The organism is Sessilibacter sp. MAH3, assembly GCF_054658275.1.
In genome coordinates, this window is sequence record NZ_BAAGIE010000009.1 from 13,711 (window position 1) to 31,326 (window position 17,616).

The 17,616-nt window shown below is 41.9% G+C and carries 15 protein-coding genes; 4 read left to right on the forward strand and 11 right to left on the reverse strand.

The genetic code is table 11. The annotated features are described in order from the left end of the window. Positions 1–81: 81 nt before the first annotated feature. Both ACYQ2C_RS07215 and ACYQ2C_RS07220 read right to left on the reverse strand, forming a co-directional pair. Complete coding sequence (locus ACYQ2C_RS07215; RefSeq protein WP_460049835.1) at positions 82–1,416, reverse strand: sigma-54-dependent transcriptional regulator; 1,335 nt, start codon at positions 1,414–1,416, stop codon at positions 82–84. Positions 1,417–1,936: 520 nt separating this feature from the next. After that, positions 1,937–2,587 (reverse strand): BON domain-containing protein, encoded by a 651-nt coding sequence (locus ACYQ2C_RS07220; RefSeq protein ID WP_460101337.1) that lies wholly within the window; start codon positions 2,585–2,587, stop codon positions 1,937–1,939. A gap of 415 nt (positions 2,588–3,002) precedes the next feature. Between ACYQ2C_RS07220 and ACYQ2C_RS07225 the strand changes: the two genes are divergently transcribed. Beyond that, a complete protein-coding gene (locus ACYQ2C_RS07225; protein ID WP_460101335.1) occupies positions 3,003–3,680 on the forward strand; it encodes a DUF2608 domain-containing protein in 678 nt (225 codons plus the stop codon). Positions 3,681–3,937: 257 nt separating this feature from the next. Here the strand turns inward: ACYQ2C_RS07225 and ACYQ2C_RS07230 are convergent, their stop codons facing one another. From ACYQ2C_RS07230 to ACYQ2C_RS07260, 7 genes are all read right to left on the reverse strand, one after another. After that, the gene (locus ACYQ2C_RS07230) at positions 3,938–4,822 is read right to left on the reverse strand and encodes a glutaminyl-peptide cyclotransferase (RefSeq protein WP_460101333.1); all 885 of its coding nucleotides are present in this window, start codon (positions 4,820–4,822) and stop codon (positions 3,938–3,940) included. Between the two features lie 83 nt (positions 4,823–4,905). After that, positions 4,906–5,385: a late competence development ComFB family protein gene (locus tag ACYQ2C_RS07235; RefSeq protein ID WP_460101331.1), complete on the reverse strand. Its 480-nt coding sequence runs from the start codon at positions 5,383–5,385 to the stop codon at positions 4,906–4,908. Between the two features lie 272 nt (positions 5,386–5,657). Then, complete coding sequence (gene mnmC, locus ACYQ2C_RS07240) at positions 5,658–7,952, reverse strand: FAD-dependent 5-carboxymethylaminomethyl-2-thiouridine(34) oxidoreductase MnmC (protein ID WP_460101329.1); 2,295 nt, start codon at positions 7,950–7,952, stop codon at positions 5,658–5,660. 293 nt (positions 7,953–8,245) lie between these two features. Further along, a complete protein-coding gene (fldB, locus tag ACYQ2C_RS07245) occupies positions 8,246–8,770 on the reverse strand; it encodes a flavodoxin FldB (RefSeq protein ID WP_460101352.1) in 525 nt (174 codons plus the stop codon). A gap of 21 nt (positions 8,771–8,791) precedes the next feature. Then, positions 8,792–9,235: a flavodoxin domain-containing protein gene (locus tag ACYQ2C_RS07250; RefSeq protein WP_460101327.1), complete on the reverse strand. Its 444-nt coding sequence runs from the start codon at positions 9,233–9,235 to the stop codon at positions 8,792–8,794. Between the two features lie 41 nt (positions 9,236–9,276). Then, positions 9,277–9,741, reverse strand: a complete 465-nt coding sequence (gene trmL / locus ACYQ2C_RS07255; RefSeq protein ID WP_460049819.1) for a tRNA (uridine(34)/cytosine(34)/5-carboxymethylaminomethyluridine(34)-2'-O)-methyltransferase TrmL — start codon at positions 9,739–9,741, stop codon at positions 9,277–9,279. Between the two features lie 82 nt (positions 9,742–9,823). Further along, positions 9,824–10,162: a DUF1508 domain-containing protein gene (locus tag ACYQ2C_RS07260; protein WP_460049817.1), complete on the reverse strand. Its 339-nt coding sequence runs from the start codon at positions 10,160–10,162 to the stop codon at positions 9,824–9,826. A 364-nt stretch (positions 10,163–10,526) separates the two neighbouring features. On the opposite strand from ACYQ2C_RS07260, the gene ACYQ2C_RS07265 reads away from it, so the two are divergent. The 3 genes from ACYQ2C_RS07265 (at position 10,527) to ACYQ2C_RS07275 (ending at position 13,495) form a co-directional block, all read left to right on the forward strand. After that, complete coding sequence (locus ACYQ2C_RS07265) at positions 10,527–10,955, forward strand: hypothetical protein (RefSeq protein WP_460101324.1); 429 nt, start codon at positions 10,527–10,529, stop codon at positions 10,953–10,955. Between the two features lie 1,062 nt (positions 10,956–12,017). Then, positions 12,018–12,746 (forward strand): alpha/beta fold hydrolase, encoded by a 729-nt coding sequence (locus ACYQ2C_RS07270; RefSeq protein ID WP_460049813.1) that lies wholly within the window; start codon positions 12,018–12,020, stop codon positions 12,744–12,746. Positions 12,747–13,057: 311 nt separating this feature from the next. Further along, positions 13,058–13,495, forward strand: coding sequence for a hypothetical protein (locus tag ACYQ2C_RS07275; protein ID WP_460101322.1), 438 nt, complete (start codon positions 13,058–13,060; stop codon positions 13,493–13,495). A gap of 18 nt (positions 13,496–13,513) precedes the next feature. Here ACYQ2C_RS07275 and ACYQ2C_RS07280 read toward each other — a convergent pair whose 3' ends face one another. After that, the gene (locus ACYQ2C_RS07280) at positions 13,514–16,099 is read right to left on the reverse strand and encodes a protein kinase domain-containing protein (RefSeq protein WP_460101319.1); all 2,586 of its coding nucleotides are present in this window, start codon (positions 16,097–16,099) and stop codon (positions 13,514–13,516) included. Continuing rightward, on the reverse strand, positions 16,081–17,103 hold the full coding sequence (locus tag ACYQ2C_RS07285; protein ID WP_460101317.1) for an FHA domain-containing protein: 1,023 nt from the start codon (positions 17,101–17,103) through the stop codon (positions 16,081–16,083). The genes ACYQ2C_RS07280 and ACYQ2C_RS07285 overlap by 19 nt, the downstream gene beginning before the upstream one ends. Positions 17,104–17,616: the final 513 nt, after the last annotated feature.

A 17,616-nucleotide genomic window follows, 5' to 3' on the forward strand; every position in this document is an offset into this window, starting at 1 on the left:
ACAGAAACGGATTGTCAGTTTTGATACGGTAAACTATCGAAATTCGAAAATTAATCTTTGCATTTGAAATCTCTGATTACCTCAGAGATTCCCTGAGTCTAAAGCTTCATATTGATTTAGGCGGTTGTATAAGGTTTTAAGGCTTATTCCCAACATATTTGCAGCTTTAGGTTTGTCGCCATCCACTTTTTCAAGTGTTAAGGCAATGAGTTCGCGCTCTACCTCTTGAATGGTTGTACCTGCTTTTAAGCCCGATTGCTTGGGCTCATCTTTATTTGCCTGCGCGAATGGTGAGCCCATATCTACCGGCAGTTGCAGATAAGCACTTTGTGGATCGGTTAAAATAAAGGCGCGATACAGCGTGTGTCTAAATTCACGCACATTACCGCTCCAAGTGTAGGACGATAATTTTTCGAGTAATGCGTCATTGAGCTGTATGTGTGAACCATGCTCGCGATTTAATTCGCTAAGAAAATAGTCGGCAAGAAGCGGTATATCACCTTCGCGATCTCGAAGTGGTGGTAATGAAATAGGGAATACCGCCAAGCGGAAATAAATATCTTCGCGTAAGCAATTTTCTGTGGCAATTTGTTCGGGGGTGCGGTTGGTTGCCGAAACCACACGACAATTAACGGGAATTTCTTCGGTGCCGCCGACGCGAGTAATCATTCCGGTTTCTAATACGCGAAGCAGCGTTGGCTGCATATCAATCGGCATTTCGGTGATTTCGTCTAAAAACAATGTGCCATTATTGGCGCGTTCAAATAAGCCAATTTTGCGCGAAACAGCACCGGTAAATGCGCCTTTTTCGTGACCAAATAATTCGCTGCTTAAAAGCTCCGGTGATAAGGCGCCACAGTTGGTTGCCACCAAATCGCCTTTGGCGCCACTGGCCGAGTGGATGGCTTTGGCGATGAGCTCTTTGCCGGTACCGCTTTCACCCATAACCATTACGTTAGCGCGGGTTGTTGCGACGCGCTCAATCATGGTGTACACCGATTTCATCGGAGCAGATTCACCAATTAAAACGCCGAAGTGAGCACGGTCATCGCTCGCCTGAGCCAAATTAGTGGACTCTAATAAAGGTTTTAATGCTGGAAGGTCGATAGGTTTTAAAAGATAACTAACACCTGGGCCGGCGATGGAATTTACGACTGATTTAACCGCGGCATGACCGGTTATAAAAACAATTTTTGCCGGATTGGATTTACTTTTTAAGTCGTTTAATACCTCAAATCCATTACCGTCTGGGAGCATGATATCGAGTAGAACAACATCGAAGGATTGTTCAGCAATTTGTTGTTTTGCCGAGCTTACCGAATCTGCAACAGTAACTTTGTGCCCTAAAAGTGCAATTAATTCACTTGTAGCCTCGGTAAAACCTGAATCGTCGTCTACTAATAGTACGTTTGTCATTATCGTCTGAGCTCCGATGCTAATAACAGTGCAACTTAAAATGTATATGCCAGTTTTATATAATAAATGTTCGTTGTAGGTGGCGTTAGTTACTCTAAGAACCTCTGATTAGCTTCTCCATAATTTAATCAGAAGGCAGAAATTGGTAAAGGGAATTGCAATTTCTGCACAATTTCAATCACTTACCGTTTCGAAATTGGCGACACGTCTTTGTGTTACCGGAAACTCTGGTTCAATCAGAATTTCTGTTATTAGGTGGTGAAATCAATTTTATTCGTTACAAAAGCCCCACAAATTTAATCAATATTACCTTTTCCATCGGAACTTGCCTATGACATGCTACTCGTGTTGGCAATAGATTCCTTCAATTGTTTAATAAGTGCTCTTGTTTAATAATTAGTCTGGTTTAACGAATGCACTGGTTTAACATGTGCTCTGCACTGTGTATTTATTGCGAGAAAAACATACAACGCATTAAAGCCGGAATTAACCGGCCTTAATAAGGTTAGAAAAATTTGTATTAACTGTGTACAACACGCAATTCATTGCGTACCGACTCTACGGATTCGTCGTTTTTTGCGATCACTTCTGCGAGCGCTTTTTGTGCCTCAGAGCGCACTTCACCTTTGAGCGTGACAACATTGTCTTCGGTGTCTACGTCAATGGCGAAACCAGAGAGGTTATCGTTAACGATCATTTTCATTTTCAACCGTGCCGAAATAGTTGCGTCTTCGATTGCAGAAATAAATTCGCTTTGCTCTTTAGGCTCGTATTTGTCTTTTGATTCAGGTACGATTTCTAACCGGTTATCCACACGATCAATGCCTTCAATAGACAGTGCAACTTCACGAGCTAGATCTTTTTGAATATCTGAATTTACTTCGCCCCTTAAAATAGCGGTGTTTTTGTCAACTTCAGAATCAATGGTAAAGTTGTTTAAATGTTCATTGAATAAAAAAGCAGCTTCCATTTTGCCTTCTTTCCAACCGTTGGAGAAAATGATTTTCGCTTCTTGGCTGGTTTCTTGAGCGTTTTCTTTAATATGCTCGACGGTATCATGTGCGTTAGCAAATCCCGTGGCACACAGTGCTAGTCCACCGGCCAGCGCAACGGAGACAGCTTTACTGGTTAATTTTTTACGAGTTTTAAGGGTATTATTTAAATTCTTCATGGCTTACTCCTAAAATTTTTAGCGTTATTCGCTTAGTATGCTTCGCTTTCAAGAGTTAATAAGCGATAGCTGTGCCAATATCGCCAAAGCCTTTATTTATAAGGCCTGCGCTGAGTTTAAGAAGAGAATTTATGGCTTAATCAATGATCTTAGGTAGGAAAACTTGTAACCATTGCAATAAAGTTTTGCCAAATTTCCAAGATTTTCTGATTTGACCGTCTAATGAGGAACGGATTGGGTGATTGCAAGGAAATTGAATTGATTTATGCACATTTAATTTCTAAAAAATGCATGGCGTATAAGAGTATTCTTGTGTCACAGGATGCCCTAGATTTGTCAGAGTTTTCTATATAAATATTCAGATAGATACACGATTAACTCAAATTAAAAGAGAATGAACCATTAAGGTAGTATTATGAAATCAATTTTTATCGCGCTTTTTGCGACCAGTTTATTGGGGTGCGTTTCTACGTCAGATTTTAATGATGTGACCTCTAACATAACTCATACAGATACGTTTAATGCGATTTTAGATGTGCCTAGAAATGAGTCTACGCTTTTTGTATTCGATATTGATGATACTTTGTTAACCGCGCCGGTCTTTTATGGTAGCGACTATTGGTATAACTGGCTAAAAACCGTCGATAAAAACGATGCTAATTATGTGCAATGTAAATGGGAGATAATTCCTATTTTATACGAGTTAACCACTCAAACAGTTCCAGCCGATGCAGCTGCCAGTCCACTGGATGTTTTCAATTCCATTGCCGGTGATAAGCTGATATTAACGTCAAGAAGTCCCGATTATCGACCGGCAACCACGCGAGAGTTGCATTACAATCATTATCAATTGCCGGAGCCTCTTTCTACCGAAACCGATAATTCTTATTTTTCATTGATTAAACCCGGTAATACGCGAATCGCGCCTGCGAGTTATAAAGACGGAATATTAATGACCACAGGATTTGATAAAGGCTTGGCGTTGTATGAGTTACTTGAAACATCTGATCTTGATTATCAAACCATCGTAATGATTGATGATGGTGAGGATAATATTCACAACGTAGCGCGCGAAGCGAAATCATCACGATAATTTTTATGGCTACATTTATACCGCGGTAAAAAAACCGTTGCCATTAAATGCAGATTCTGAAGAAGTAAAATCAGCAGCACAATCCCACAAGCTTTTGCTACAAACCTTAAAAACGGTTTATCCAGATCGATATAAAAGATTAGAGCAAGGTTGTGGTTACGATAAATAAAGATTTTTTTGTCGAATTTAAAATTGAACTAGAGTTTGTGTTTTTTATTTAGCTCTGATTAATTCAATAATGGGTTAGTCAGAGCTTTTTATTCATTAGAACTCTCTTCGGCAATTTGTGCGGCAATATATTGCTCTGGAATTTTAATTAAATATCTTTTTGGCCAGTATTTTCCGGTTATCCAAAAGGCTTGATGTTGTTCGCTCCAGGCAATGCCATTGGCGACCTTGTCTGAGGTAAAAATACCTTTCCGGTAGGGTTTTGCTAGTTCCGTTAAATCTATAACGCCTAGAACATTTCCGGTAGTTGCATCAATAGCGATTAGTTCGTCGCTTAACCAGCGGTTCGCCCAAACAATTCCGTTGTGATATTCAAGCTCGTTTAATAAATCCCAAGTGCGGTTGTAACCCGTTACGGTTAGGGTTTTCTCTACGCTAAAGTCGTCGGGATTAATAAATTGCAGTTGGTCAGAGCCGTTGCTCATTATGAGTTGTGTGTCGGTGTGTGTGAGTCCCCAGCCTTCACCTTGGTAGTGAAAGGTTTGTTTTTGCGACCAGTATTCGTCGTAGCGGTAGGCGGTTTGGTTGCGCCAAGTAATAAGATAAAAGCTGTTGTTCCAGAAGGTTAATCCTTCGGCAAAAATATCGTCGGGCAGTTTTTGGCTGTAAAAACCTTCGCCATTTTCTTCTTTATAGCGTGCTAAAAGAGATTGTCCGTAACGACCGCTGGATTCGTAAATCCAGTCTTTCACGATCAAAAAGCCTTGTGTAAACAGCTTTGGGTTGTGGTTTCTCTCCTGTATTACCGAGTAGTCGATTTTAGGTACATTGTTTTTAAGTACATCGTTTTCGGGCTTCGCCGAGACGCCTGTGCCCACCCAGAAACAGAGCATTAAACCAAATACGACAGTTTTTAGCGATTGCAATGGAGTTCGGTGACTGAAGGATTGTGAGAATCTGAGTGGAGAGAACATGCAACAGGCCCGGTAAAATGAAGCGAGAATTTTAACGGGCCAAGAAAGCGAATAACAAGTTCAGAGTGACGAAATTGATGGTTCTATGGCGTGTTTTCGGAATTCGCATTAGCGCTGCTGGCTGTGTCGGAAGACTTATTGGTTTGATCTGTAATCTCAGCCAGTGAAGGCGGTACGTCTGGGTTTAAGCTATTTGCAGTATTAACAAGTACCGGTTGTGCTTGTGATGCGCTGGTTGCTTGAGGTTTTACGGGTTCTTCTTCGGGTGGACGAGCACGCAAGCTGACGTAGGTTATGGCCTCGTGAACCGCTGTTTTCACCTTGTCTTGAATTTCTTTCTGTTCTTGCGGTGACAGAAAAAAGGTCATATCAACATCGTAGCGAATATATCTTGGCGGTAGATGGTTGAGACTTACGCAGGCAACGTCGGCAAGAAAGTCCGATTCTAATCGGGCTCTTTCGCTTTGATGTCGAATTTCATCAATGACCAGCTTTTCGTAGTAGTTGTGAATGCTGTCGAGCGCTGTGAGATGCGTATGACTGCTGGAATGCTGCAAAAGCATGAAAGATCCTCTTTAAGCAGTGGTAAGACCGGGCGCTATTATTGTTATAGGGCGAGAGCCTTACTGTCAGAAGCCTCTGAATTAACCTGTCTTTGATTGAGTATGAACACAGAAACAAACTAGGTGCCTGCCAATCTGTGTACATTAAAATACTCGGTTTATTGGCGTTGCTAACAAGGCTGTTGTCGTTTCGCTTCACCAATAATATGACTGAAACTCAGGTTAGTTTAAGTGTAGCCACTGATTGCAAGGTGTGCCCACTAATCCAACAATTAGGTCGGTGAGGTGTGTTTTCCGGTTGCTTGACGCTTGTTTCTGGCGATGTCACGCACCAAAAATCGCGCTGGATGCAATGCTTTGGTCAGCTCCAGTCCAACGGGATTGGGCGTTGCGTTTATGTGCGCACACAGAAGGTCGGTGGCTAGCGGCAGATACGCCAGCGCCCGTGAACCATACGCAAGGCTTGTGAATAAGCCTGGGTAGTAGCTGCCTGCTGTTGACACGACTTCACGAGCATTCTTGCTAAAGCGTGCGTAATCTCGGTCGAACTGCTTGGCAACGGGTACCGGGCCAACGATCGGTAGGTAATCAGGGGTGCTGCAACGCAATGCCACTCGGCCAATGTAGCTGTGGTGTAAGCCCGCTTCTATGGTTTCCGTGAGTGGCTTGCAGATGCTGCGAATGTGCTCAATGTTTTCTTGATGATCCGAGGCTAAGACATCGAGGTTGGTACTTTTGGGATCAAAGGTTGCGCCCAAGCAATGATGGCCGCTGGCATCCGCCGGAGCGATATAGCCTTCTGAGCAGATTACGGTTTGTAAGTTATTACTCACTGAGTTTGACGGCACGAAGGTCACTTGTCCGCGCACCGATTTCAGCGGTAGATCTTGCGTTTGTTTGAAGTGTTTTGCGTCTACAGCATTGGCAATAATCACGTGGCTGAATTCACCCAAATGCGTTTTATTGCCATCGCGCAGCTGCCAGAGACCATCTTTGTATTTCAGTTTATCAACAGTGGTATTTAGCCGAATTGCCGGTTCCGATTGCTCCAGCAGGCGGCGGCTCAGCTGGCGCGGATTAATCCAGCCGCAGTTTGGAAACCACAGTCCGCCGTGTTCTAAATCGAGGCCGGCCAGTTGCGATGCTTGGGTTTGAGTTACGTGACTGAACAGTTGTTGGGCCGTACCGAAGCGTGACCAAGTCTGGTCGTGTAAAGTTTGCAGTTTTTCATCGAAACTGAGTTGCAAGACACCACAGCGATTGCCGATGTCGGTTTCTTTCCACAGTGGTTGATAGAAGCGCTCCGCGGCCATTAATGCTAATAGATTAAAATCACCCAAGTGCCCAGTTTCTGGTGATAGTTTCGCAAACACCACACCCTGCGGATTACCCGAGGCTTTTTGGCAGATATCGTCGGTGGCTTCAAACAGAGTTATAGCAAAACCTAATTTACTCAGATAATTCGCCGCAAAGCACCCCGATAAGCCGCCACCAATAATGGCCACAGTTTTAAGATGATGTTGGTGTTTGCGGTATTTATCGTGATGGTGTGCTGGAACAAACCAAGGCGACTCGATGGGGTAGCGAAAGCGTGTGCGGTGTGAGCGTTGCTCTTTCTGAGTAATGTGCGGTTCAGCTCTGCCATTTTCAGCGTTACGTGTTTCTTCAGCGTCACGGGCCTCGGAAGAATCTGAGGCGTTGAGAGCGGTGGATGATTCCATGGGGGAGGCGGTTTCGCCAGTAAAGTATCCCCGTAACATTTCGCGTTTTTTACCAAAACCCCGAACCTTTTCAGTATTAAAGCCCGCGGATTTTAAGCCGCGTTTCACGATACCGGCGGCGGTAAAGGTTGCAAAGGTAGTGGCTCGGTTGGATTTGGTTGCAGTTTTTGACAGCGCAGCGATGTGCGCAAACAAAGTTTCCGTCCACATTTCTGGGTTTTTCGCGGGCGCAAAGCCATCGAGAAACCAAGCATCTACATGACAGTTGTTTAGCGGCCCGCAAAACCAAGGGTGATTACTGGCGCGCATCTCGGCAAAGCCTGCACTGGCCTCGCCAATAATTAAGGTTAAGGTAATGCCGTTAAAATTTAGGCGGTGCACACCTTCCACTAATACTTGCGGATATTGAGCAAGCAGCTGCTGGCTTAGTGAGTGAAGGGCGGGCCAAAGCTCAAGGGATTTTTCCAAATCTGAGACTTGCAGAGGAAACCGTTCAACACTAATGAAATGCAGTTGGGTGTTTTCTGGTGAGTGATCGAGCCATGCTTGCCAGGCACATAAAAAATTCAACCCGGTACCAAATCCGGTTTCGGCGATTACGAACTTATCGCCTGCATTTAAGCTGCGCCAACGTTCGAGTAGATGATTCTGCTCAAGAAAGACGTATTGGGTTTCGAGCATGCCATTGTCTTTTGAAAAATAAACATCGTCGAAAACGGTCGACAGCGGTTGGCCTTGCTCGTCCCAAGCAAGTTGGGCGTTTTTTAGGGTTGTTTCGGCTTCTTTCACAGAAAATCTTGGTTCGTCGTTATTGTTGTTTAGTCGTGCTACCTCAGTAGGCAACACATTATTCTCTAACAGTAGCTTTGGCTTTGCTTGGGTGACGAGCGAGAGTATACAACTTGGATATTTTGCATCGACTTTTCTGTTGCTAAATGTGAAGTGGCCTTCAAGAAGATCAAATAGCCATATATTGTTAGATTAGAGCTAATGGTCGAAAATCGAAAGATGTGTAGAGCGTGATTACCAGAAAGCTGCGGTTTGAACGGAGTGGTTTTAAGGTAATAATCCGAGTGGATAAGTGCTCAGCGTGAATGCTAAGCACAGAGCGAATACCAATTACAGAACAAATACAACTGCTAGGTAATTCTGAAGATAGGTTTTAGAGCATCGCACCATTGGGCGATACGAGCGTCGGTTTGCTCGAATTCGTTTTCTTCGTCTAGGGCTAAACCGACAAAATGCTTGCCGTCGGGTGTGAGCGCTTTAGATTCTTCAAATTCGTAACCTTCTACTGGCCAGTAACCAACCAGGTTCGCACCCAAAGAGCTCAGCTTGGCGTGCAAGTAACCTAGGGCATCTAAAAACCATTCTGGGTAACCGACCTGATCGCCCAAGCCAAACAGCGCTATGGTTTTACCCGAGAAATCGACGCTGTCGATCTCATCCCAGATTTCTTCCCAATCTTCTTGCAGCTCACCGTAGTCCCAGGTTGGAATTCCCATGATGATGTTTGGGTAAAACAACGCATTGGCGATGGGTTCGTCACTGACGTTAAAAACATCAACGTTCTCTTCGCCTAGATATTTGGCGATTTTCTCCGCCGCCATTTCGGTATAACAAGTTGAGCTTCCGTAAAACAGCGCAATAGGTTTTGAAGACATAGAATCAGACACGGTTACCACTTAAATATTTGTTGCCCATTGTTCCACCCAATCGCTGGCTAACGCGTTTGGATCTTCACCAGAGGTTGCGTCTAACACCAAAATATCGCCGATTCGTGCGGCGCCAAGATCTTGCATGGCTTCTTCTAGATGTTGGCCGGCCTCACCAAAGGTTGGGTAGGAGCTATCGCCCAAGTTCACCAAACCGTAAGGACGGCCACCAATTCTTGGAAAATCGTTACGCAAGTGCAGATAAAACGGCAGTAAGTTAGGAGGAATATCACCGGCGCCGGTGTTGGATGAGCAAATCAACAAGACTTCTTGATCGTTTGCTAAATCAGGCTTTTTGAAATTATCGTTAACTCGCACGCAGTGACCTAAAGCTGTGAGTTTTTCAGCCATGGTTTTTGCGACACCTTGCGCGGTGCCCATTACGCTTCCTACCAATATTTGTATGTCAGCCATGTTCGCCTGCCTCCGTAAAAACGAGCGCGTAGTTTACGCGCTTATTGCGAGCCTGTGAAATTCAGTTGTCGCCAAGCTTCGTAAACAATTACGGCGGCAGCGTTAGAAAGGTTCATGCTGCGGCTATTGGGTAACATGGGAATGCGTAGCTTTTGGTTGGGTTCTAGTGAGTCTAAAACCTCGGGCGGAAGGCCACGGCTTTCTGGCCCAAAGACGAGATAATCGTCAGCGGTAAAGCTAACTTCGTGGTGGTATTTTTTGCCTTTGGTGGTGATGGCGTACAAATTTTGTGGTTTTGCCGCGTCTAAAAACGCCTGCCAACTCTTATGTACTACCAAGTCTTTCCATTCACCGTAATCCAAACCGGCGCGGCGCAATTTTTTATCGTCTAATTCAAAGCCTAAAGGCTCGATAAGCTGCAAGGTACAACCGGTGTTTGCACCTAAGCGAATAATGTTACCGGTATTGGGTGGGATTTCTGGCTCGAACAGTACGATATTTAACATGCGGTGACGTCTTTCAAAAAGCCGCAGTATAAGTCATTCGAGCCAGTAGATAAAAACCACAGTTAGTGGGGTTAAATGCGCATTAGGCTGCACTTAAATCCTGAACTGCGGCAATGCAAGCGCTGTCGCGAACGCTATGCAACACGTTGTTAAACATCATCTCATCGGCAAACAGTTGGCTTTTTACCAGCGGTTGTCCGGCTTTATTTTTAATAATGAAAAACTTCTCGCCCGCAGGGCCGCTGCCTACCGAAATCATCTCGCTCATCATTGAGCCGACACGTACGTCTTGGATGGCTTGTTCGGCGGTTGTTTTTTCTTCAAATTCGGCACTGATCAGCAGAACCTCACCGTTGCTGTTAAGTAATTCAAATTGATATCCAGAATCTTCGGTCGATTTCAATTCAAAAGTAGCTGCCATCGTTCGGTTCCTTTGCTTGGGTTAGATATCAGGATGGGTGGTCGAAATAGGGTAATACAACGCAATCAGTTCATGCCTATTTCTATCAGCAGTTTGGCAAGCGCCATGCCATTGAAAATGAGTTGAGTGGGGCGAGTAATTTGACCAAAATCAAGAAAATTGTCGTCAATACAACACATTTTGCGTTCATCTGTCGCAAAGCTCGCAAGATAACTTTATGGCTGAATGTGCACTTACGAGTCTTTTTTTAAGTGTTTCTTGTGATTGCTACGATAACTGGATTGCGATTGCAGCAAGCTTAAAGGTGTGGAATGTAATTTGCGCAATAACCGTTTTTTGATCATGGTTTTAATGAGGGCAAACAATGCAACCTATCTCCATTAGCATGAACATTCCCGATCGTAATCTTGAAAAAACTCCCATCGAACGCGCTATCACGGCATTAGCTGCGAGTGTTGCTACTCATCGACAAGATTTAACGGATTTAACGCAAGGCCCCTCGTTGGATATTACCTTCTGCTTGGCTTACAACGGCGATAAGCCCGAATTCGACGGTATGAGAATGGGCGGTTTTTCACCCGAAGGTAACACGCTGTATTTTGAGGCCGCCATTCCCGAAAGATTTAATCAATCCCATCAAGCAAGAGAATACGTTGCCGCGGTGATGGAAGATGTAATTACTAACGCCTACGATTATTTTAGTGACCAACAGGTAGAATTTGATGCTGGACTTTGGAAAAACGCGCTAACGCCGATTATGGCTAAAGCGAATAATATTGCACTGCCTTTGTAACGCTGTAGCTACGTGAGAATTTTGATTTAATTTTACGGTTAGTATGTTTTTTATGTTCAGAGAATTCTAAATAGATTGGAGTTCTCTGAATACGGTAGTTTCACTTCTAATTTATCTGCCCAGTTAATCACTAAAAACCTGTCTCGATTTTTAGATAATTACCAGTTTTTATTTTCGATAAATTGATTTTTAACGAAATTGAAATATGTGCGGTGCAACATTTTTACACCAATAATTCAGCAGTAAAAAACTAAATTATTCCAAATAATGATTTCACAATTCATTTCTAATTGTTATGAATGTGTTTTGGCTAAATATTGTTGAATCACTTATGATTTGCTGAGTAAGCGACAAAGTTTTTATTGATTCATTTGTGGTGGTGCTGGGTGTTAATTTTTTATGTTCGAGTTTTTGCTTAAAGTATTAATAAAAAATTAATACCTATGCACGGTGCAGTCAGAAATTGTCTAGTTATCTGATAATATTTGACAGCTATACCTAAATTTTGGTGGAGCGATCAAAAAGAGTCACTTACGATACGTGCGCCTTCAATTTAAATAGAAGGTTTTAATACTGAGCGCAACTATAGGAACCTCTGGTTAACTCATCTGTGATTTAATCGGAGGGCAGAAATTGAGAGTGCGATTTCCAATTTCTTGACAATTTCAATTACATACCGTTCTTGAAGTTGGCGATACATCCTTGTGTCGCGGGAAACTCTAGGTTAATCAGAGTTTTCTATAATAATTCATCTTATAAAAAGAGAGTATTTAGCCTTGAGGATAATTCTAAAAAACCTCAACGTTTAAATGTAATCAAGAAAGATTTTCTACTTTTTTAGCAAGCTTTGATTGATGCTTTAGAGATTAAGGTTCGTAGTCGGTTTGTCTTTTCTATTTAATGAAAAAATTTAACCAGGAAATAATAAAAATTAATAGTAGTACTAATGTAGCATTCGATGGCATTTATTTACTGCATGTTTATGCTTGAATAAATTCGCTTCAGAGATGAATCCTATAGAGCATTCAGAACAATAATAATTCACTGAATGGAAATACCCTTATGTCTAATTACTTAAAAGGTTCGCGTTTTTCTGCTTTTTTCATCAAACTGATTATCTTAATTTCGGCTACGTTAGGCGTATCGGCGGCCAGCATTGCGGCTTGCATTGATAACGTCGTACTAGTACACGGTAATACCGGTGATCCTAATGACTGGGATGCAACCTACGATGAACTGCTTCGACAAGGATGGACAACAAACCAAATTTATCGACCTAATTGGGGTTCTAAAAGCTGTGCCGCCTGTAACGATCATAGTGGCTCTGAAGAAACGCCAGTGCGAAATGCTATAAGTAGTGCCCTAGCCAATTCTTGTACCGGTAAGATCGATGTTATTGGCCACTCCATGGGAGTGACATTAGCAGCGCAACAAATTATAAAATTAGGTCAAGCAAATAACGTTAACACCTTTGTGGGCATTGCTGGAGCTTATCGCGGCTTACTGACTTGCGGCGTTTATCCCTTCAATGTTTCGAGCACTACCTGCGCCAGTCAAGGTCTTTCCGTTGGTAGCCCATTTTTAGACAGCATTTTTGGCAAAAAAATAGGTAATCGCGTATTCTCAATGAAAAGCTGGGTTGATCAAATTGTTTGTGGATCGGGCTCGTGCTTAGTTTACGGCGTGCACTCAAGCCAAATCGCCAACGAAAATGCCAGCTATACCTATAACTTGGGACACTTCGGTTTACAACTCTACACAGCGCCAGATCAGGTTGCTTTAATTCGTTAATTTTTCGTTGTTGTAGGAAACTCTGGTTTATTCGGAGTTTCCTATCAATTAATTAATTAATGAAAATACGCGTTTCCTAGCAAAACAAGGCTTTTGTTGAGTAAGAGAATCTAGGAACCTTTGAAGCACTTAAAAAATTGTACAAATAGCGACGATGATTAATATCCAGAAATAGCCATGATTGACAATGGTTTTAGAGAAGTCATGTTTTCAACAGTGCTAAAATATTGTAATTAGATGTAATACTTCCGTCGAATTTATTCTAGTATACTCATGGTTATTATTGTAATTATATGAAAGAGGGATATTGGATGAGTGACGGTTCTAATTCTACAATGTGCGAAATAAATCAGGGTGGTGAAACGCCAGATTGTATGATGGCTGATGATAGTGTTACTCCTCATGTTTGGAAGGATATGACTACATCGGACACGTTTGACTACATAAATTGCTTAATGAGCAATAATGCTAGTGAAACCGCCGGTTATCCTTATACCTATACAATACAGTTAGAATCAAATACCTATACAAGCTTTTCTACGACTCCAATTGATCCAAATACCGTAACTGTTTCCGATAACAAATCTGCGGGCTATTTAACATCGTTGGTCGTAACTGTTAAAAAAATGCCGCCTTCGACCGGTGTGATAAATGGGCAAGAGTATTTCTCTTTTAATGTCTCTATGGTTACAAGTGGTGGGAAAAAGCATGATCCAAAAATTTCGGTAGGACCAACAATTCCTAATTAAGGCTAATTTGTAATAGTGTTAAATTTTATTGCATATGTGTTTCGTGTGGATTTTATTGTTTTCAGTAGTTTGTATTTCCATTGCACAAATTTCTTCTAGCCACGGAATACTTAGCCATATGCCGCTAACGCCATGCTCCAGTGCTAATTTTATACTGGAGTATGATGAGTGCTTCTCTCCCGCTAAAGCGTACACAATTGCAGCAGTATAAAAAGTATTGCCACTACTTGGGAATTCTCGTTCTATTTTTTTGACTATTTCGATGGCTTCGGTGAACTGGCTTAAATGTGCCAGTGCTTGCGCTCGGTTGTGTAGCTTCAATAGGTCTGGAGTATTGTCAGTTAAATTTATGATGGTTTGATAATTTCTTGTTGCACCTTCGATGTTGCCAGAAGCTTTTTGGGCATCTGCTAAATTAATTAAGAAGTCTGTTTGTAATAGATTTTCAGCTACCACTTTTTCGAATTCTATGGTTGCGGATTCGTAATCACCTTGAAAAAATAAAGCTAATCCTAGGTTGCTTCTACTCTGAGCGTCTTCATTGATAGATATTAACTTTCTGTATTTATCAATTGCTTTGTCAAGATTTCCTTCCGAAAGCAGCCAAACAGCCTCCAACTTTCTAGCTGGAAAATGATTTTCATCTGTCTCGAAAATCTTCGTCAACGTTAGTTCTAGGTTTTTGTAGTCTGAACTCCAATAATAGCTGAGTGCAAGATTGTACAGATTAGTAGTCGAAGGAACTAGTTGAGATAATTGTTCCAGATAAAGACTGGCGTTTTGTGTATCTCCTACTGTTAAGTAATAGGTTCCGTGAGCATGTAATGTACTAATGTTGGATTTTAGATGTTGTTCTTTGGTGAGTATTAATGACTCAGCTTGATCAAATTGTTCCGCATTAATTAAATAATAAAATTCATGTAGAAAAATTTGCTGATGATTAGGAATGTTTTGCTTTTCAAGTTGGATTGTTTGGGCGAGTAAATTTAAATAATCTTGTTCCTGAGTTTGACTAAATAACTCATTTCCGATTCTGAAAAGTAAACGATAAATGCCTGGAAATAAAGGTTCTTGTTGTTGAAGTTTTCGAACATTCTCTAAAAGATTGGGTGCGCTTGAGCCTTTCTGGCTGTTTAATTGGTAAAGCTGTATGTATTCAGAATAACCGGTTTCACTTATCGAAAATTCAGGGGTTTTATCAAAGAGTTTTGGATAAATGCTCAGAACTGACTTTGAGATGGTTGGTAATATATCGTATTGCTCTTGTCTCAAAAATCTTTGTGTTGAAGCTCTTTCGGTCACTAACTGATCTGGATTTATTTTAGAAACGGTTAGATCACAGGTTACCTCTGTACAGGTCAGTTTCGGATAAATGATATCTTGCGCCGCTGAACGTTTTGCAAAGTCTTTTAAATTAACATTGTTTTTAAGGGATGAGTCTACTTCCAGTAGAGCGATATTCGAGTTCGATAATAGATACTCATCAATCCCTTGCAATATGCTCGAATGCAGTAATTCGTCTTTATTTGGGTTTTCCGGATTTGGCCATAGGTCTGGTGCGTAAACAGCGACGAGTGTTTGTGGTTGGTTTTTATTGTTTTGTATATAAAAAATAGAACCAGTCGCTACGATTAAAGCAATTACAATAAATGCTGCAAGTTGCCATCTGCGTTTAGAACTTTTGCGAACAGGTTCTAGCGGCTGTGTGTCTGATAGGTCGAGTGTGTCTGGACTGACTTTTTCAGACAGTATGGAGTTTAGGTAGGTTTCTATCCAAACGCTGCTCAGCGGTCTTTTCTTTTTGTCTTTCTCTAATGTTTGCAGAATTAAATTATTAATTCTTGGGTCTAGGTTGGGCTCAAAGTGAACGGGTTCTATGGGTCTTTCGTTCAGTAAGGCTTCTATGGTCTCTTTTTTAGAAGGATTTTTTCGTATATCAATAAATGGGTGGCGGCTGCATATCAGTGTGTAGGCGACACAGCCAAATGAAAATAAATCGCTGCTAAAGTCAACGTCATGTTCTAGAATTTCTTCGGGTGAAACCCAGTAAATAGAGCCAAATTGAGACGTCTTTTTTAAATCATTGTCTGAAAGGTTTTTGTGAGCGGAAAACAATTTTGACGAAATGCCAAAGTCACTCAATTTAACGATATTGTTATCGGATATTAAAATATTTTCCGGTTTTAAATCGCGATGAATAATTCCATTTTGATGAGCACAGGCGAGAGCTCCCGCTATCTGCTTAAGCCAGCGTAATTTAGTTGTTAAAGACGTATTTTGCTCAGTAATTTTAGAGCTTAGGTTTTCGCCATTAACGTATTCCATAACAATTGCGGGTGCTTGCTCGCCTTCAATGGTGTCATAGATTTGAATAATATTGGGATGATTAAATGCAGCCTGAGTTCGGGCTTCGTTCAGCAGAAACTCTTGTGATTTATCATCGGCCACATTGCCTTGCAGCTGTTTTATGGCGACTAGCCGATTTAAGCGTAGATCTTTTGCTAAATAAACAACACCCATGCCGCCTCTACCGAGTTCTTTAATGATCTCGTAGTTTTGGTAGTTGGGCTTAATTTCTGATCGATTTAAACTGATCGAGTCCATGATTCGGTAGCGGTTTCCGTGGCTGATTCAGCCGTATTGGTTGCTGATGATTTTTTTTGAGGGGTAGATTTATTGATAATAATATTATCGACGCTTAAACGTATTTTGCCCCGTTTTCTCTCAATAATGGTGCTGGAATCCAGCGAGTGCTTGCTGGCCTCTGAAATTTGTTTGCGAGCGCGAAATATCAAAATGTTAATGTGACTTTCTTCCAGCCCAACTTCCTGCGAAATTACCGTTTTACGGCACCAGCCTTGCTCTTGGACAACGTAGTTTTCGGCCACGTGCTTAAGCTTTTCACGAGCAAGATAAAGCAGTATTTCATGGTGGCTGCGTTCGCCAAGATCAAATTGTTGTTGGCCGTCGTTAATGACTAACGTGATGTTTTCTTCATCTTGGCTAACATCAAAAGTAAGTGTTAGCTGCGGAGCTTCTGTAGGCGGCTCAAAGCCGAGTTTTTGCGTTGCTTGTAAGGTTCCGCACAAAAACAGTTGGTGCATTTCTCCATCGACGCTGAACGTGCTGTTATGGTGTAGATATTCCGTTTGGTGAGTATCGTCGGCATGAATTTTTTCAAGGGTCCAAGCTTGTTGAGAGTTATCAAAATACAGAGCGTAGCTTGGATCTGCTTCTGAAGGCAGCAGGTTGTAGTTTTCTAGAATTAAAGATCTTTCTGGTGCGTTAGTAACCAATATCTTATTTGCTGGTGCACTATCGTCAACAAGCTGCCAGAGGTCATCTTGTATGCCAGCGAAGTAGAAGGTGTCTGAGCTTTGTATTTTTTCGGGTCGGCCCGTATCTAACTTGTTGCCGTTTAGCCAAGTGCCATTCATGCTCAGGTCTTTGATGCGCCAAGAGCTATCGAGATATTCTAGACTCGCGTGAATTTTTGAGACTTCTTTGCCGGCAATAGGCGTGTCGGCAATGTCCGCGCGTCTGCCCAAGGTGTGATGAGAGCGAAGCTCAAACTCCCGGCCGCTGAGTAGGTGTTTAATTCGCGCCATTTACTCAAATCCCTAGGTGAACAGAAAGCTATCTTACAGTGATTTTGCCGTCAAAGCGTTACGGTTTTGGCCGTAGCGATTATAACCGCCCAAAGATTGCGAGCGGCTAAGTTCGTGCTTTCAGCGCTGTACATCACAAAAAGAAGAACCAAAATTGCCTTTGTTTTTTCATACGAAGACGATTGTTTAAGATCCATTATCAGCAAGCAAAACGCCAGTTTGTTTGGGTAGTATGGTGCACCGTCGTGCGAAAGTGCTGATTCGTTCTTTATGCGATGGACAAAAACTCATTAATATGAATTTTTTTATCACCTTTTGTTTAGTATTTCTTTGATTTTTATATTCCTATGCTAACACCCTAGAGCACAATTAGGAATCTGGAAACTATTTGGAAAAAAGCCTTATTTTTTAATGCAATCTGATAATTGTGTCAGGTTTTGTTCGCTCTCATTCATCTGTGTCTAAATTACCTTTACCGTTTTCGTTCGAGTGTATCTTTAATAGGGTTTTTAT

What these genes read in the sequence shown, in the direction of transcription:
- ACYQ2C_RS07285 (WP_460101317.1), bottom strand. Translation starts at nt 17,103, where the DNA reads ATGGCGCGAATTAAACACCTACTCAGCGGCCGGGAGTTTGAGCTTCGC.
- ACYQ2C_RS07265 (WP_460101324.1), top strand. Translation starts at nt 10,527, where the DNA reads ATGCAACCTATCTCCATTAGCATGAACATTCCCGATCGTAATCTTGAA.
- ACYQ2C_RS07230 (WP_460101333.1), bottom strand. Translation starts at nt 4,822, where the DNA reads ATGTTCTCTCCACTCAGATTCTCACAATCCTTCAGTCACCGAACTCCA.
- ACYQ2C_RS07250 (WP_460101327.1), bottom strand. Translation starts at nt 9,235, where the DNA reads ATGGCTGACATACAAATATTGGTAGGAAGCGTAATGGGCACCGCGCAA.
- ACYQ2C_RS07280 (WP_460101319.1), bottom strand. Translation starts at nt 16,099, where the DNA reads ATGGACTCGATCAGTTTAAATCGATCAGAAATTAAGCCCAACTACCAA.
- ACYQ2C_RS07220 (WP_460101337.1), bottom strand. Translation starts at nt 2,587, where the DNA reads ATGAAGAATTTAAATAATACCCTTAAAACTCGTAAAAAATTAACCAGT.
- ACYQ2C_RS07215 (WP_460049835.1), bottom strand. Translation starts at nt 1,416, where the DNA reads ATGACAAACGTACTATTAGTAGACGACGATTCAGGTTTTACCGAGGCT.
- fldB (WP_460101352.1), bottom strand. Translation starts at nt 8,770, where the DNA reads ATGTCTTCAAAACCTATTGCGCTGTTTTACGGAAGCTCAACTTGTTAT.
- ACYQ2C_RS07260 (WP_460049817.1), bottom strand. Translation starts at nt 10,162, where the DNA reads ATGGCAGCTACTTTTGAATTGAAATCGACCGAAGATTCTGGATATCAA.
- trmL (WP_460049819.1), bottom strand. Translation starts at nt 9,741, where the DNA reads ATGTTAAATATCGTACTGTTCGAGCCAGAAATCCCACCCAATACCGGT.
- ACYQ2C_RS07275 (WP_460101322.1), top strand. Translation starts at nt 13,058, where the DNA reads ATGAGTGACGGTTCTAATTCTACAATGTGCGAAATAAATCAGGGTGGT.
- ACYQ2C_RS07225 (WP_460101335.1), top strand. Translation starts at nt 3,003, where the DNA reads ATGAAATCAATTTTTATCGCGCTTTTTGCGACCAGTTTATTGGGGTGC.
- ACYQ2C_RS07270 (WP_460049813.1), top strand. Translation starts at nt 12,018, where the DNA reads ATGTCTAATTACTTAAAAGGTTCGCGTTTTTCTGCTTTTTTCATCAAA.
- ACYQ2C_RS07235 (WP_460101331.1), bottom strand. Translation starts at nt 5,385, where the DNA reads ATGCTTTTGCAGCATTCCAGCAGTCATACGCATCTCACAGCGCTCGAC.